At 66.6% G+C, this 14,565-nt stretch carries 14 protein-coding genes; 6 read left to right on the plus strand and 8 right to left on the minus strand.

The annotated features are described in order from the left end of the window. Positions 1–15: 15 nt before the first annotated feature. A complete protein-coding gene (gene coaBC, locus HALKA_RS0111560; protein ID WP_018258141.1) occupies positions 16–1,167 on the minus strand; it encodes a bifunctional phosphopantothenoylcysteine decarboxylase/phosphopantothenate--cysteine ligase CoaBC in 1,152 nt (383 codons plus the stop codon). 92 nt (positions 1,168–1,259) lie between these two features. On the opposite strand from coaBC, the gene HALKA_RS0111565 reads away from it, so the two are divergent. After that, entirely contained in the window at positions 1,260–1,790 is a 531-nt protein-coding gene (locus HALKA_RS0111565) for a type II toxin-antitoxin system RatA family toxin (protein ID WP_026190285.1), read from the plus strand. An 88-nt stretch (positions 1,791–1,878) separates the two neighbouring features. Here the strand turns inward: HALKA_RS0111565 and HALKA_RS0111570 are convergent, their stop codons facing one another. Then, on the minus strand, positions 1,879–2,559 hold the full coding sequence (locus HALKA_RS0111570) for a halocyanin domain-containing protein (RefSeq protein WP_018258143.1): 681 nt from the start codon (positions 2,557–2,559) through the stop codon (positions 1,879–1,881). Positions 2,560–2,733: 174 nt separating this feature from the next. On the opposite strand from HALKA_RS0111570, the gene HALKA_RS0111575 reads away from it, so the two are divergent. Both HALKA_RS0111575 and HALKA_RS0111580 read left to right on the plus strand, forming a co-directional pair. Continuing rightward, positions 2,734–3,474 (plus strand): hypothetical protein, encoded by a 741-nt coding sequence (locus HALKA_RS0111575; RefSeq protein WP_018258144.1) that lies wholly within the window; start codon positions 2,734–2,736, stop codon positions 3,472–3,474. A gap of 59 nt (positions 3,475–3,533) precedes the next feature. Beyond that, on the plus strand, positions 3,534–3,731 hold the full coding sequence (locus HALKA_RS0111580; RefSeq protein WP_015763799.1) for a DUF7333 family protein: 198 nt from the start codon (positions 3,534–3,536) through the stop codon (positions 3,729–3,731). Between the two features lie 70 nt (positions 3,732–3,801). On the opposite strand, the gene HALKA_RS0111585 is transcribed toward HALKA_RS0111580, so the two are convergent. Continuing rightward, entirely contained in the window at positions 3,802–4,545 is a 744-nt protein-coding gene (locus HALKA_RS0111585; protein WP_018258145.1) for an acyl-CoA synthetase family protein, read from the minus strand. A gap of 43 nt (positions 4,546–4,588) precedes the next feature. Next, a complete protein-coding gene (gene dnaJ, locus HALKA_RS0111590) occupies positions 4,589–5,752 on the minus strand; it encodes a molecular chaperone DnaJ (RefSeq protein WP_018258146.1) in 1,164 nt (387 codons plus the stop codon). A 128-nt stretch (positions 5,753–5,880) separates the two neighbouring features. On the opposite strand from dnaJ, the gene HALKA_RS0111595 reads away from it, so the two are divergent. Next, positions 5,881–6,375, plus strand: a complete 495-nt coding sequence (locus tag HALKA_RS0111595; RefSeq protein WP_018258147.1) for a type IV pilin domain-containing protein — start codon at positions 5,881–5,883, stop codon at positions 6,373–6,375. 46 nt (positions 6,376–6,421) lie between these two features. Here HALKA_RS0111595 and HALKA_RS0111600 read toward each other — a convergent pair whose 3' ends face one another. Continuing rightward, positions 6,422–7,225, minus strand: a complete 804-nt coding sequence (locus HALKA_RS0111600; RefSeq protein WP_018258148.1) for an aldo/keto reductase — start codon at positions 7,223–7,225, stop codon at positions 6,422–6,424. Between the two features lie 138 nt (positions 7,226–7,363). On the opposite strand from HALKA_RS0111600, the gene HALKA_RS19960 reads away from it, so the two are divergent. Further along, positions 7,364–7,780, plus strand: a complete 417-nt coding sequence (locus tag HALKA_RS19960) for a DUF7344 domain-containing protein (RefSeq protein WP_018258149.1) — start codon at positions 7,364–7,366, stop codon at positions 7,778–7,780. A 296-nt stretch (positions 7,781–8,076) separates the two neighbouring features. On the opposite strand, the gene dnaK is transcribed toward HALKA_RS19960, so the two are convergent. The 3 genes from dnaK to HALKA_RS0111620 all read right to left on the minus strand — a co-directional run bounded on the left by dnaK (position 8,077) and on the right by HALKA_RS0111620 (position 12,755). Continuing rightward, positions 8,077–9,987, minus strand: coding sequence for a molecular chaperone DnaK (gene dnaK / locus HALKA_RS0111610; RefSeq protein ID WP_018258150.1), 1,911 nt, complete (start codon positions 9,985–9,987; stop codon positions 8,077–8,079). Between the two features lie 189 nt (positions 9,988–10,176). After that, the gene (gene grpE / locus HALKA_RS0111615) at positions 10,177–10,836 is read right to left on the minus strand and encodes a nucleotide exchange factor GrpE (protein WP_018258151.1); all 660 of its coding nucleotides are present in this window, start codon (positions 10,834–10,836) and stop codon (positions 10,177–10,179) included. Positions 10,837–10,937: 101 nt separating this feature from the next. Next, complete coding sequence (locus tag HALKA_RS0111620) at positions 10,938–12,755, minus strand: S8 family serine peptidase (RefSeq protein ID WP_018258152.1); 1,818 nt, start codon at positions 12,753–12,755, stop codon at positions 10,938–10,940. Positions 12,756–13,189: 434 nt separating this feature from the next. Between HALKA_RS0111620 and HALKA_RS0111625 the strand changes: the two genes are divergently transcribed. Next, positions 13,190–14,524 carry a DEAD/DEAH box helicase gene (locus HALKA_RS0111625; RefSeq protein WP_018258153.1) on the plus strand — a complete coding sequence of 445 codons (1,335 nt, stop codon included), beginning with the start codon at positions 13,190–13,192 and terminating at the stop codon, positions 14,522–14,524. Positions 14,525–14,565 lie beyond the last annotated feature (41 nt).

Raw genomic sequence — 14,565 nt, forward strand, 5'->3', positions numbered from 1 at the left:
CGCTGTGTGTGGTGCTCACAGATGTGCCGTCAGCTCCGCGACGACCCGCTGGCCGAGGCCCTGCTTGTCGCCCTCGTAGGTCGCCACGTCGTCGCCGACCAGCAGCGCCCGCGTGCGCTCAGCACCCATCACGTCGGCGTCGTTGGCGACGACGAACGCCATGTCGACGCGGTCGCGAATCTCCCGGGCCCGTTCGACGAGCGTCTCGTCGTCCACGTCGGTCTCGGCTTTGAAGCCGACGATCGGCAGGTCCGGCCGCTCGGATCGAACGGCGTCGACCAGCTTCGGCGTCGGCGACAGCGCCAGGGTCAGCGAGGGCTCGCCGGACTGGATCTTGCGGTCGCGTTGCTCGACGGTGTAGTCCGAGATCGCCGCCGCCGAGAGGAGCGCGTCGGCGTCCGCACAGGCCTCCGTGGTCGCCGCCGTCATCTCGGCGGCGCTCTCGACGCGACGGACCTCCGCGACGGGCACGTCCGGACCGTCGTGGACCAGCGTCACGTCGGCTCCGGCGACGTAGCAAGCGCGAGCCAGCGCCCGACCGGTGCGCCCCGACGCCCGGTTCGACAGCGTCCTGAGCGGGTCGATCGACTCCGTCGTCGCGCCGCTCGTGACGACGACGTGCTCGCCAGCGAGGGGCTGGTCGCCGGCTGCACGCGCCGTCGCGGCGACGATTGCGCCCTCGCTGGCGATCTTCGCTTTCCCCTCTTCGAGGCGGGGAGCCACGAAGTCGACGCCCCACGACTCGACGCGGTCGATCGCGTCGAGCACGCCGGGGTGGTCGTACATCGGCTCGTGCATGGCCGGTGCGACGACGACCGGGAGAGCCGCGCCCAGCGCCGTCGTCGCACACGTCGTCACCGGCGAGTCGTCGATCGCACCCGCGATCTTGCCGACCGTGTTGGCGGTCGCTGGCGCGATCAGCAACACGTCGCCCCACCCGTCGACGCCACACAGTTCGACGTGTTCGACCGCCCCCGTCAGCTCCGTCACCACCTCGCCGTCCGTCGCGAACTCGACGGCCCACGGGTGGACGATGCCCGACGCGCTGTCGGTGACGACGGCCCGGACGGTCGCGCCCTGTCGGCGAAGCTCGTGGGCGAGTTCGACGGTCTTGACCGCCGCGATCGAGCCGGTCACCCCCAGGACGACGTTCACTCCCGAAAGCATTGCCGGTAGTTACACGCGGGGTGGTATATAATGTCGGGCGACAGCGGCGATAGAGGGCCAGACCTATGCCGATCCCGGTCACACGTGTCACCGTGGACTCCGTCGACGTCAGCACCGTCGTGTACGTCTCGCCAGCGGAAGTCTACGAGTTCCTGATGGACTTCCCCGGCTACGCTCGCTACTCGAAGTACCTCACGGACGTAGAGCAACGCGGCGACGGGACACCGGGCACGCAGTACGCGCTCCGCTTTGCCTGGTGGAAGCTCAGCTACACCGCCAGATCCGAGGTCGTCGCCGTCGATCCGCCGGACCAGATCGACTGGAAGATCACGAAAGACCTCGACGCCACCGGTCGCTGGCGGATCACCTCGCTCCCGGAGGAGCGACCCGAGGGCGAGGACCACGCCACCGAAGTGCGACTGACGGTGAACTTCGATCCGGGGTCGGCGTCGTCGAGCGCGCTCGACCTCCCGCGGCTGGTGTCGATGGACTGGGTGATCGAGAAGGTAACGCCGCTGATCCAGGAAGAGGCAGAGCGAGTGGTCGAGCGGATCGTCGCCGATCTGGAGGGGCGTCGGCGCGACGTGGAGCTGACGATTCACACCAGTCCCGACGCCGTCTGATACTGTCGGCCGGCGATCACGGACGACGTTCGCGATAGCGACGTGAACCGATCGACAGCGGCGCGGTCCCGACCGAAGACGACGTGTGCTACTCCGGCGTGTCGTAGTCGCCGCCGTACTTCATGAACACGTAGGCCAGTCCCAGCGTCGCGGTCATCACGACCGACGCGGCGACGCCGAGGGACTTGATGCTCTCGGGGACGGCCGGCGCTGCGCTACTGCCACCGCCACCGCCGCCACCACCGCCGCCACCGCCGGAGTCGGCAGTCGGGTAGTCGGAGCCGACGACGACGGCCCCGAGCATGCCGAGGCTCTCGTGGGGGACACAGTAGTACTTGTAGATGCCGTCCTCCTCGAAGGTGTGTTCGTACTGGACGCCGGTCGTGTCGACGGCATCGCCCGATTCGAGTGGACCGTCGCCGTCGGAGACGACGTTGTGTCGCCCGCCTTCGCCGGTCCACTCGAACTCCACAGTCGCACCGTTGTCCACGTGGACGGCCGCCGGTCCGAAACCGAACGCACCGCCGTTGGCCTGGGTGCCGACCTCGACGGTCACGGTGTCCTGGCCCGTCGCGTCGGCGGTCTCGTCGAAGTTGCTCGTGTTGCTGAACCATCCGCCGTAGTCCGGTGTGCCGCCACCGCCGCCGCCGCCGTCGCCGCCCTCTTCTTCCTGGGCCGCCACGGTTCCGGCCGCCCCGGCGGCGGTCGCCGCGCCCGCGGCCGTCCGCATGAAGCCACGGCGTGACACGTCGGCTGAACCCTCTGTCATACGCGGCGCTTGGGTGTCCCCCGTAGTATATACTTCGATACGGCTCCCCGACCATCGACGGCCGCTCTGGAGGCCCGCAGTCACACCCCACCGCCGGCTGTCGGTGAGGTGTCCAGTTGCGGTGACGGGTCACAGCCACAAGCCGTTAAATGGGGGCCACCCAAACGAGGTGGTATGTCAGCCGGGAGCGAACAGGGCATCGTCGGGGGGATCCGGATCGACATCAAACGGCTTCACGAGACCTGGATGGCGCTGGTCTATCCTCGCCAGCGGGCCACGGACGAGGGCGTGCTGGGCAAGTGGACGCCCGACAGCCAGTTCGGACTCGCCCTCTACCGGCTCTGGTCGGCCGTCGGTCTCCCGGTCGTCGCTCTGACCTATCCGCTCGTCTTGCTGGGTGCCTTTCTCCGGTTCCAGACGCGACGAGTCGACAGCACCGCGACGCGGCTCGGCGTCGTCGGCGTCGTCGTGCTGTCGGTGCTCGTCTGGGGGTCCCTGATCGCGCTCGTACGGTACCAGCTCGACCTCGCGACCGGCGGGATCGTCGCGGTCGCCGCCGCCAGCCTCGTTGCGACCGTCTCGGCCGCGCTGGCGGTGCTCACGCGACGCGCTGGCGGACGAGCGGTGACCGTCTTCGTCTCGTACCCGTTCGGCGTGACGGCGATCTTCCTGCCGCCGGTCGTCGCGGCGCTGTTCTCGCCGGCCGTCGCCGACGCCGTGATCCCGCTGAGTGACAGCCTCGCACGCTGGCTCCTCTTCAACGTGATGGACCCGGTCGGTGCCGGTGACTTCCTCCGGGCCAACTTCGAGCGGGAGGGGGCCGCCCACGCCATCATCTGGTTCGGGATCTCCGTGCCGCTTGGCTGGCTGCTCGGCATCCTCGTGACCCTCGCCGACCTCGTGCGCCCGACGTGATCCCCCGCGGGAATCACCGTCTCGACAAGGCTTTTGACCGCAGCAGCTAAGCGTCACACATGGAGTTCAACACCACGGTCACCGCAGCCGCGTTCGTCGTCCTCTTCGGCGTGCTCGCCGGTGGGACGATCACCAGTCCCATGCCCCAGACGCTGAGCTTCGGTATCACCGGCGGACTGCTCGTGTTCGGACTACTCGTCCTGTTCGTCGGCGTCAAGCACGGTGAGTACCGCGCCAGCCACTATAGTAACAATTGAAACGATTTACACACCGATCGCACTGCCGTCGTGCGATCGGGTGTGCATTGATTTTCAATTGCTACTATAGTCAGCAGACGCTTTTCGGATCGATCACGCGCGCTCCAGTCGAGGCACCGTCCCCGACAGCTACGGTACCGGACTGGTCCTCGCCCAGTAGGATCGCCGCGCCGACTCGCATGGGAGCCACCACACCGGCGATCAGCGTCCCCGGCTCGGTCAGGGGCGCTGCGATCGTCACCTCGTCGCTTGCGGTGAGATCGTACTCGTCGACGACGCGGTCGGCCCCGGCCAGCAACTCGCCGTGGGTGTACGTGCGGTCGGCCGCCAGCACGGGATCGTCCGGATCGAGCGCCGCGGGCGGTGCCAGTGGGTTCTCGCTCCAGGCCTCGCGTTCGAGGTGTGCGACGGTCGGATCGTCGGGCGGTCCACCGTAGGCCAGCGCCTTCGTGCCGGGTGCCAGCTCGTAGCGGGCGACCCAGTCGTCGGGCGCGATCATCGCCTTCGCGTCGACGGCCGTCGGCGGTGCGAGATCGACGACCGCGCCGTCGACCGCCGCCGCGAGGACGGCGAGGACGGGGTCCGGTGTCCCGCCGAGCCAGCCCGGTTCGTCGTCCGCAGTCGGCGCTTTCGGACCGACGACGACGGCCACGCGAGCCCCCTCGCGGACGCCGTAGTGGCGCAAGAGATTCCCCGTCTTCCAGACGTTGATCGCGAAGTCGGCGTAGCTGTACGGTGCGGCCCGTTCGCTCGACGCGAACAGCGAACCGTCGCTGTCGCGTGCGTCGGCGACGAGGTCCCCGAGTGTCTGCATGGCCGGCAGTTAGGGACGGGGTAAGAAAAGACGGCGGATCCGGCTACAGCGAGTTCTTCAGCTTCTCGAAGAACCCCTCGTCGACCGAGACCTCCTCGCCGCCGGCCTCGGCGAACTGCTTGAGCGCGTCGCGCTGTTCGTCGGTCAGCTCGTCGGGCGTCACGACCTGGACCTCGACGTAGAGGTCGCCCTCCCCGCGCCGCCGGAGTCGGGGCATCCCCTTGCCCGAAAGGCGGAACACTTCGCCGCTCTGGGTGCCCGCCGGCACGTCGAACTCGACGGTGCCGTCGAACGTCTCGACATCGGCGGTGTCGCCGAAGACGGCCTGCGGGAAGGAGATCGGGAGGTGGTAGTGCAGATCCGCGCCGTCGCGGTCGAACTCGGGGTGGTCACGGACCGACACCTCGATCAGGAGATCGCCGTTGCGCGCGCCTCGGTCGCCGGGCGCGCCCTCGCCGTTCATCCGGAGAGTCTGGCCGTCCTGGATGCCGGCCGGGACCTCGATGGTCAGCGTCGCCTGGTTGCGGACCGTCCCGTCGCCGCGACAGGTCGAGCAGGTCTCGTCGTACAGCGTCCCGTCGCCCTCACAGCGCCGGCAGGTCTGGGTCTGCTGGACGCGTCCCATCGGCGTCTGCTGGACGGTCGTCTGCTGTCCCTGGCCGTTACACTGCGGGCAGGTCCGGGAGTCGCTGTCGGGCGGGTGGCCCCGTCCGTTACAGTCTGCACAGGTCTCGGGCCGGCGGACGGTGAGGTCTTCCTCGACGCCGCTGTAGGCCGCTTCGAGATCGATCGTGACGGAGGTCTTGAGGTCCTGTCCCTGCTGGGGCCCGCTGCTGGAGCGGCCGCCGCCGAAGAACTGGTCGAAGATGTCGCCCATCCCGCCACCGCCGCCACCGAAGGGACCGCCGCCCCCGGCACCGCCGAACGGGCCGCTGCCACCGGCACCGCCGGCACCGCCACCGCCGACGCCGCCGTGTTTCTCGGCCTGCTCGAACCGCTCGTGGCCGACCTGGTCGTACATCTGGCGTTTCTCCTCGTCGGTGAGGACCTCCTTTGCCTTCTGTATCTTCTTGAACTTCTCCTCGGCGTTCGGGTCGTCGGAGACGTCGGGGTGGTACTCCTGTGCTTTCTTCCGGTACGCGTCTTTGATCTCGTCTTCGCTGGCGTCCCGGGAGACCCCGAGTACTTCGTAGAAGTCCTCGCTCATTCGTTGTCCACCCGTAGACGATTGAGGTACTTGAAAAGAACGGGTCGGGGACGAGTGCGCGATGACGGTTCGACGGCTTCGACCGGGTATCGACCGATTCAAGACGCTCCCTCGTGACCCTCGAAGCGATGGAAGTGAGCGACTACGTCCGGGCGGCGTTCGGCGTCGAGCGCGTGGCCGTCTGGCTCGCGGCCGGCGTCGCCGTCGCCGTCGTCGTGCTCGCCGTCGGTGCGTCCGGTGCCGGGATCGTCGACCCGCCGACGGCCTCTTTCGACGGCTCCTACGACGCCGACACGCACACCGTGACGATCACCCACGCCGGTGGCGACACCGTCTCGACGGCACGGCTCGCGCTCGTCGTGACCGGCGAGACGGGGACGAACGTGGCGACGGTGAACTGGTCCGAGGACGGCGGTGAGAAACTCGGTCCCGGCGGGGCGCTCTCGCTCGACGATCCGACGGTCGACGCCGACGGTGACGGTGACTACTTCGACGCCGATCGAACGGTCGGCTTCCCCCTGACCGCCGGTGTGACCGTCGAGGTGCGCTGGACCGGCCGGCCGCTTGGTGGGGCCGGAGCGCAGACGGTGACGCTCGACTCCTACGAGGTCGGCGCGAACTGATCGACGCAAACTGATCGAGACGGACTGTTACTGCGTTTTCCGGCACTTAGTTCCAGGGTGCTGCGTCGAAGTCGAGATGACGGTCCTCGCGTTCGATTCCGTCGATCGCCGCGAGGTCCTCGTCGTCCAGTGCGAGGTCGAGGCTCGCGTAGTTGTCCTCGATGTGGGCGGGACTGGTCGCCTTCGGGATCGCGACGACGTTGTCCTTCGAGCGCAGCCAGGCGAGACTGACCTGGGCCTCGCTGACGCCGTGTTTGTCGGCGACCTCGCTGACTTCGGGGACGTCGAACACGTCGCCCCGTGCCAGCGGCGAGTACGCGACGAGGTAGTAGTCGTGTGCCTGTGCGTGGGCGACGAGCGCCTCTTGCTGGAGCAGCGGGTGCATCTCGACCTGGTTCGCGAACAGCGGCGCATCGAGTATCTCCATCGCCTCCTCGACCAGTTCGGGCGAAAAATTCGAGACGCCGACCTCTCGGATCAGCCCGTCTGCGACCAATTCGTCGAAAGCGGGGAGCGTCTCTTCGGCGTCGTAATCGCCCATCGGCCAGTGGACGTAGAAGAGGTCGAGTGCGTCGACGCCGAGGCGATCGAGACTCTGCTCGGCCGTCTCGATCACGCCGTCGTAGGTCAGCCCCGTCGCCTTCGTGTGAGCCTTCGAGGCGAGGACGAACGACTCGCGATCCACGTCCGCACGCTCGATTCCCTCGCCGACGTGTTGCTCGTTACCGTAGATGTCGGCGGTGTCGACGTGGCGGTACCCCATCTCCAGGGCCGTCTGGACGGCGTTCGCGCACGCCTCGGGGTCCGTGTTCTCCCACGTTCCGATACCGACCGGTGGTAGCTCGGTCATATCGGAGCGTTGCGAACTGAGAACAATGGGTGTTGTGGTTGTCTCTTCGGGGTGACGCGCCGGACGACCCCAATCGCAGTGACATCTTAGATACACAACCGGTATCTAAATAATCAACCCCTGTGAACGTGTCTCCTGGTGTTGTCAATAGATAACAATGCTGGGGATGGGACGCCGCCGCTCGGGCACCTCGACAGCGGGACCGATACAACAGGTGACCTGCCGGATCCGGACCGGCTCTTCGACGCGTTCGCGTCGACGGTCAGGCGACAGACGCTGTGTTACCTGTTCGACGAGCCCCGAACGACGGTCGAGACGCTGGCGACGCTGCTCGCCGCTCAGCGTTCGACCGCCGACGGCCCGGTCGACCCGACCGAACGCGACCGCGTCGCGATCGAACTCCGCCACGTCCACCTCCCAGAGCTCGCCGACGCGACGCTGATCGAGTACGACAGCGCCACCGGCGACGTTCGACTGCGTGAGTTTCCGGACCCGGTTCGGGATCTCCTCCGGTTTACACGGCGATACGAACGCGCGATCGAAGACGGATCGTAGGACGGCGACTATTCGTCGTCGTCTTCGTCCACTTCAGAAAGCTCGCTTACGCTCGCTTTCTGAAACACCGATAGACTCACTGCGTTCGTCTATCGAGCCGAGGAAAGCCCCTCAGACTCGTTTCACTCGTCTTCGTCGTTTTCCTCGACGTCCTCAGAAATCGGAGATTTCTGATGGGCTCAGGAGGACGACTCTCCGTCGTCGTCCTCTTCGAAAAGTTCGCTTCGCTCACTTTTCGAAACACCGGAAGACTTCGCTCCGCTCGTCTTCCGTGCAGACGAAGACGACTCGTCCTTTCAGTCCTCGTCGTCTTCGTCTACGTCTTCGAAGTCGGCGTCGACGTACTCCTCGCCCTGGCCGGCAGCGCCGCCAGCGCCCGCCGCGCCGCCGGGACCAGTGCCGCCCATGCCGCCCATGCCGCCGGCACCGGCAGCACCGCCAGCGCCGGCAGCGCCTTCGGCCGCCTGCTCCTGATACATCTGCTTGCCGATCTCCTGAAGCTGCTCGGTCAGGGACTCGGTCGCGTCCTCGTACTCCTCGCGGTCGGCGTCCTCGTCTTCGAGCACTGCCTGGACGCTCTCGATCTCGGCCTCGATGTCCGCGACGAGGTCGTCGTCGACCTCTTCCTCGTTCTCCTCGATGAGTTTCTCGGCGCGCTGGATCGCCGACTCGGCCTCGTTGCGGGCCTCGATCGTCTTCCGGCGTTCCTCGTCCTCTTCTGCGTGCTCTTCGGCTTCCTGCTGCATCTCCTCGATCTGTTCGTCCGAGAGGCCGGCACCGCCCTCGATGGTGATGTCCTCCTTGTTGCCCGAGCCCTTGTCCTCGGCAGAGACGTTGACGATCCCGTTCTCGTCGATGTTGAACGAGACCTCGATCTGGGGCGTTCCGGCGGGGGCCGGCGGGATACCCGTCAGCGCGAACTCGCCCAGCAGCTCGTTCTCGTTGGCGATCTCGCGTTCGCCCTGGAACACGCGGATCTGGACCTGGGTCTGGTTGGCCGCCGCGGTGGTGAAGATCTTCGACTCCTCGGTCGGAATCGTGGTGTTCTTCTCGATGAGCCGCTCGAAGAGACCGCCCTTGACTTCGACACCCAGCGAGAGGGGCGTCACGTCCAGCAGGACGATGTCGTCAACGTCGCCCGCGAGGACGCCGCCCTGAATCGCCGCGCCGAGCGCGACGGCCTCGTCGGGGTTGACGTTCTTCTTGGGCTCCTGGCCGGTCATCTCCTCGACCTTGTCCTGGACCTGTGGCATCCGGGTCGAGCCGCCGACGAGGATGACCTCGTCGATGTCACTCTCGTCGTAGTCGGCGTCTGCGAGGGCCTGCTCCGTCGGGCCGACGGTGCGCTCGATGAGGTCCTCGGTCAGGGACTCGAAGGTCGCGCGCGTGATCTTCTCTTCGAGGTCCAGTGGACCGTCGTCGGTCGTCGCGATGAAGGGGAGGTTGACGCGGGTCTCCTTTCGCGAGGAGAGTTCGATCTTCGCTTCCTCAGCGGCCTCGGTCAGGCGCTGGAGGGCCTGACGGTCGTCGCGCAGGTCGATGCCGTGCTCGTCTTCGAACTGGTCGGCGAGGTAGTCGATGATCGCGTGGTCCCAGTCGTCGCCACCGAGATCGTTGTCACCGTTCGTGGCGACGACCTCGTAGACCCCGCCGCCGAGGTCGAGAATCGAGACGTCGAAGGTCCCGCCGCCGAGGTCGTACACGAGGACGGTCTGGTCGGAGTCGTCGTCGAGCCCGTAGGCCATCGCCGCGGCGGTCGGCTCGTTGACGATGCGCTCGACATCGAAGCCCGCGACCTCCCCGGCGTCCTTGGTCGCCTGGCGCTGGCGGTCGTTGAAGTACGCGGGGACGGTGATGACGGCCTTCTCGATCTCGTCGCCGAGATACTCCTCGGCGTCCCGTTTGATCTTCTGGAGGATCATCGCCGAGACCTGCTCGGGGGTGTACTCCTCGCCGTCGAGTTCGACCGAGTAGTCGTCCTCGCCCATGTGGCGCTTGATCGACTGGATCGTCTCGTCGGGGTTCTTGACGGCCTGGTTCTTGGCCGGCTTGCCGACGAGGCGCTCGCCGTCGTCGAACGCGACGACCGACGGTGTCGTTCGCTCGCCTTCGCTGTTCACGATGATCTCGGGGTCGCCCCCTTCCATGACCGCGAACGCGCTGTTCGTGGTCCCGAGGTCGATTCCGAGAATCTTGTTGCTCGCCATCTTACTCACCTATACCCGATTGCGCCGGTTAAAAGTTGCTAGATTCGATAGCGAGGAACCACGGGGAGGAACCCCATGCGTACCGTTTTCGACCAGTGGTGACTATTCGACCGGTGGATATAAACCCAACCACAATACTACCGCTCAGAGTGGTTCTACGCCGGACTCGCCAGGTGTCAGATCGAGTGTCTACTCGCCCTCGCTGACGGTGACCTGTGCCTCCCGGAGCACCTTCTCGGCCATCACGTAGCCCGCCCGGTGGACCTCGTCGATGGTCCCCTCGGGCTGGTCGGAGTCGACGCGGGCCAGTACCTGGTGATACTCGGGGTCCACGTCGGCACCGGGCTCGGGCTCGATCACGTCGACGTTCTCGGCGTCGAGCACGTCGTCGAACTGCCGGAGCGTCGATTCGACGCCGTCGCGGATGTCCACGTCTTCGTCCTGTTCGAGCGCACGCTGGAGGTTGTCGCGCACGTCGAGCAGTTTCGAGACGAGGTCTTCCGTGGCGCGCTGTTTCTCCTCCTCGCGGCGCTTTTTCATCCGTTTTTTGTAGTTCTGGAACTCGGCTTGCTTGCGCTTGAGCTTCGACTCCAGCTCGTCGATCTCCTCGTCGCGCTCGTCGACCGCCCCTTCGAGGCCGTCGACGCGCGTTCGCAGCGCCGCCAGCTCGTTGGCGATCTCTTCGGGCTCCGACTCGGCGACCCGTTCGATCAGTTCCTCGTCGGCGTCCTCGTCGACACGCTCCTCGGATGCGGACTCGCCCGACGCGTCGGCGTCCTCTCGTTCGGTCCCGTCCTCGTCGGCTTCGCCGGACGACGCCTCGGTCTCTGCCGCGTCCTGCTCGGTCATACCTGTAGCAGGGGGTCGCGCGGGTAAAAGAATTACAGAATCCGGTCGTACTCGCTCGTCGGGACCGCGGTGACGCGTCGGTCGACACCGCCCGACTCGCGTTACAGTCCCTCCGAACTGGCGGTCGCCTGAGTGCCCGAGCCGGTCTCCTCGACACTGACCGTGTAGGAGCCGCTGCCCCGATAGGAGTCGACGAGGATACCGACCGAGTCACCGATCTCCGACAGCGTCACCGACTCCTCGCTGTCGCTCGACACCGACCGTGCGTCGTAGTCGTTGGTCGTCGGCGTCCGGCCGTCCGCGGTGACGTAGAGATCGAAGTCCGTCCCCGACGCTCCCGAGAGGTCGACAGTCAGTTCACAGGTCGACGAGAACTGACTCGTCCAGGTGTAACTGTCGCTGTCCCGCCAGCCGGTGAGCCGGCCGTCGGCACTCCCCGAGGCGCTCTGACTGCAGTCCCCGCCGCCGCTTGCGACGTTCACGACGACGCCGTCGGTCGTCGAGGCACCGCTGTCGTCGGTCACGGTCAGGGTCGCCTGGTACTCGCCGGCAGCGTCGTAACTGTGTTCCACGGTCACGCCCGATCCGGTGTTCCCGTCCCCGAAGTCCCACTGGTAGCTCTCGATCGTACCGTCGGGGTCGGACGAGGCGCTCCCGTCGAAGGTCACGCTCTCGCCGACGCTGGGATCCGTCGGATCGGCGGCGGCGGCGGCCGACGGCGTCTCGTTGTCCGGCGGGTCGCCGCTGGCACGGACGATGTCGGCGGCATCGACCCGGCCCGAGCCCTGCTGGTCGCCGGGGAGTCCGACGCCGTCGGCCGTCGACTTGAGTCGTTCGCGAAGCTGACTCGCCGACAGGCCCGGCTCGGCGGCCTTCCCCAGTGCCGCGACCCCCGCAGCAACGGGAGAGGCCATCGAGGTTCCGGAGAAGGAGTCGTACCCGTCGTAGGGAACCGTCGAGAGGACGTTGACTCCCGGTGCGGCAACCTCTATCTCTGGCCCGCGGTTCGAGAAGTTCGCGAGTTCTTCGTTCGGGTCCAGCGCCGAGACGGCGACACACTCGTCGTAGGCCGCGGGATACGAGACGGAACCGCCGTCGTTGCCCGCCGCACAGACAACCAGCACGTCGTTCTGGTCGTAAGCGTACTCCACCGCTCGCTTCATCGTCTGGGTGTAGCCGCCCCCGCCCAGCGACATGTTGATGATGTCCACACCCTGGTCGGTCGCCCATCGAACCGCGTCGGCGATGTCCGACAGCGCGCCGCCGCCGCCGCCACCGAGTGCTCGGGCGCTCAACAGTCGCGAGTCGCTCACGCCCGCGACGCCGACGCCGTTGTCGGTGTCTGCCGACGCACACCCGCTGACGTGGGTCCCGTGGGATTCACCGGCGGATCCCGGGGCGGGGTCGCCGTCGCCGTCGACGAAGTCCCGGCCGGGATCGCTCCCGAACAGGTTCGTCAGGTCCGGGTGTTCGTATTGTGCGCCGGTGTCGACGATGGCGACGGTCACGTCCGTACTGCCAAGCGTCGTGTCCCAGGCCGCCTCGGCGTTGACCTGCTGGGGCGCGTACTGGTCACCGAACTGCGGATCGTTGGGCGTCAGCTGGGTTTCGTAGGTGACGTTGTCTTCCACGTAGGCTACGTTCGGCTGACTCTCGAACTGCTGTCGGACCGACTCGCGTTCGGACTGTGTGCTCACCTCCGGAAGCTTGACAGCGAGATAGCCAAGCGCCTCGTTTCGGTGGACCACCGACGTGTTCGCCGTCGTCGCGGCCGAGACTTCCGACTCGACATCGGCAGTGCTCACGCCCCGCTTCGCGCCGACGATCAGTTCGTCCGGCTTCGGCCCGGGGCTCCGACCGGGAGTCGCGCCCGTCACGCCGACACCGGCGAGTGCCCCGAGTGCGCCGATAGATTTCAATACCCCTCTGCGTCGCCAGGTCTGTGTACCATGTGTCATGGCGTCCTGTAAATCAGACACCACATACTTATCATTAGCCCTAAGTTTACTCTCGGAAATCATATAGAGACGTAATAGATAATTTATAATTAGGCTAAGTTGATCGGTTGGCCGTTCGAACGCCTGTATCTGATACTGTTGTTCGATTCTGGGCATTATTTTACGACTGGTGGAGTTTCAGGCCAATAGAAGTAACAGAATATGTCGACTATCGCGAACTTCACCGCCAAAATAATTGGCTGCGGGTAATGGCGGATTCACTCGACGGTACGCCGATCCGGCGAGAATAATCAATAATATTTAATAACCAAAATACAGGCATTTTTCAGACGGATCATCTGATCGGCGTCGATCCGTCGACAGCGTTTTGCCCCGGACCGCCCAACCGGGCGACGATGGCACGACTGTCGTTCGAGGAGGGGACGATCCGCCTCTCGGAGGGACTGCCCGCCGACCTCCCCGGCGTCGAGTACGACGCTCGCAGCGAGACCGGACGGGCACCGGCCTACCGCTACGCCGCCGTTCGGGCGGCCCTCGACGAGCGCGGCGTCGCCTACGAGGACGACGTGCTCGATCTGCCGACGCTGGCGCTCGAATCGACGTACGAACTCCGGGACTACCAGCAGGCGGCACTCGACGCCTGGCGAGACAGCGGCGACCGCGGCGTGCTCGAACTGCCGACGGGCAGCGGCAAGACCGTCGTCGGGATCGCGGCGATGGAGGCACTGGAGACGCCGACGCTGGTCGTCGTGCCCACGATCGACCTCCTCGATCAGTGGCAGTCGGAGCTCGAACGAGAGTTCGACTGCGAGATCGGCCGCATGGGCGGGGGCGAGCAGCGCGTCGCCGACGTGACCGTCGCCACCTACGACTCGGCGTACCTCCGGGCCGACGAACTCGGCGACCGCTTCGGACTCGTCGTCTTCGACGAGGTACACCACCTCGGCGGCGAGGGGTACCGCGACATCGCCCGCCTGCTCGCCGCCACGGCCCGTCTCGGGCTCACGGCGACCTTCGAGCGTCCGGACGGTGCCCACGAGGCCGTCGCGGAACTGATCGGCGACCTCGCCGACCGGATCGCCGTCGACGAACTCGCTGGCGACCACCTCGCGGACTACGACATCAAGCGCATCGCAGTCGCGCTGACCGAGGCCGAGCGAGCGACCTACGAGCGCCACCAGGAGACGTTTACCAGCTACCTCCAGCGGTCCTCGATCACGATGCGGTCGGGCAGCGACTACCAAGAACTGGTCAAGCGGTCCGGCACCGATCCCGAGGCGCGCGAGGCCCTGCTGGCCAAACAGCGCGCACGCGAGGTCATGATGAACGCCGACCGGAAGATAGAGCGGCTCGCGACGATCCTCGACCGCCACCGCGACGACCGCGTGATCGTCTTCACGGCCCACACGGATCTTGTCTACCGCCTCTCCGAGCGGTTCCTGCTGCCGGCGATCACCCACGAGACGGGAGCCGACGAGCGCCGCGAAATCCTCGAACGGTTCCGCGACGGCACGTACTCTCGCATCGTCACCGCCAACGTCCTCGACGAGGGGATCGACGTGCCCGACGCGAACGTCGCCGTCGTCCTCTCTGGCAGCGGCAGCGAGCGGGAGTTCACACAGCGCCTCGGACGGATCCTGCGGCCGACAACGGACGGCTCGCGGGCGCTGCTGTACGAACTCGTTAGCGAGGAGACGGCAGAGGAGAACGTCGCCGCCCGGCGTCGGTGAGCGACGCCGGCCTTTTGCCGATCGATATCCGATAGTCTACC

Source organism: Halomicrobium katesii DSM 19301 (genome assembly GCF_000379085.1).
Classification (GTDB): domain Archaea; phylum Halobacteriota; class Halobacteria; order Halobacteriales; family Haloarculaceae; genus Halomicrobium; species Halomicrobium katesii.

Coding starts and splice junctions, on each gene's coding strand:
- HALKA_RS0111575 (WP_018258144.1), top strand. CDS start 2,734: ATGTCAGCCGGGAGCGAACAGGGCATCGTCGGGGGGATCCGGATCGAC.
- HALKA_RS0111625 (WP_018258153.1), top strand. CDS start 13,190: ATGGCACGACTGTCGTTCGAGGAGGGGACGATCCGCCTCTCGGAGGGA.
- grpE (WP_018258151.1), bottom strand. CDS start 10,836: ATGACCGAGCAGGACGCGGCAGAGACCGAGGCGTCGTCCGGCGAAGCC.
- HALKA_RS0111570 (WP_018258143.1), bottom strand. CDS start 2,559: ATGACAGAGGGTTCAGCCGACGTGTCACGCCGTGGCTTCATGCGGACG.
- coaBC (WP_018258141.1), bottom strand. CDS start 1,167: ATGCTTTCGGGAGTGAACGTCGTCCTGGGGGTGACCGGCTCGATCGCG.
- HALKA_RS0111595 (WP_018258147.1), top strand. CDS start 5,881: ATGGAAGTGAGCGACTACGTCCGGGCGGCGTTCGGCGTCGAGCGCGTG.
- dnaK (WP_018258150.1), bottom strand. CDS start 9,987: ATGGCGAGCAACAAGATTCTCGGAATCGACCTCGGGACCACGAACAGC.
- HALKA_RS0111580 (WP_015763799.1), top strand. CDS start 3,534: ATGGAGTTCAACACCACGGTCACCGCAGCCGCGTTCGTCGTCCTCTTC.
- HALKA_RS0111585 (WP_018258145.1), bottom strand. CDS start 4,545: ATGCAGACACTCGGGGACCTCGTCGCCGACGCACGCGACAGCGACGGT.
- HALKA_RS0111600 (WP_018258148.1), bottom strand. CDS start 7,225: ATGACCGAGCTACCACCGGTCGGTATCGGAACGTGGGAGAACACGGAC.
- dnaJ (WP_018258146.1), bottom strand. CDS start 5,752: ATGAGCGAGGACTTCTACGAAGTACTCGGGGTCTCCCGGGACGCCAGC.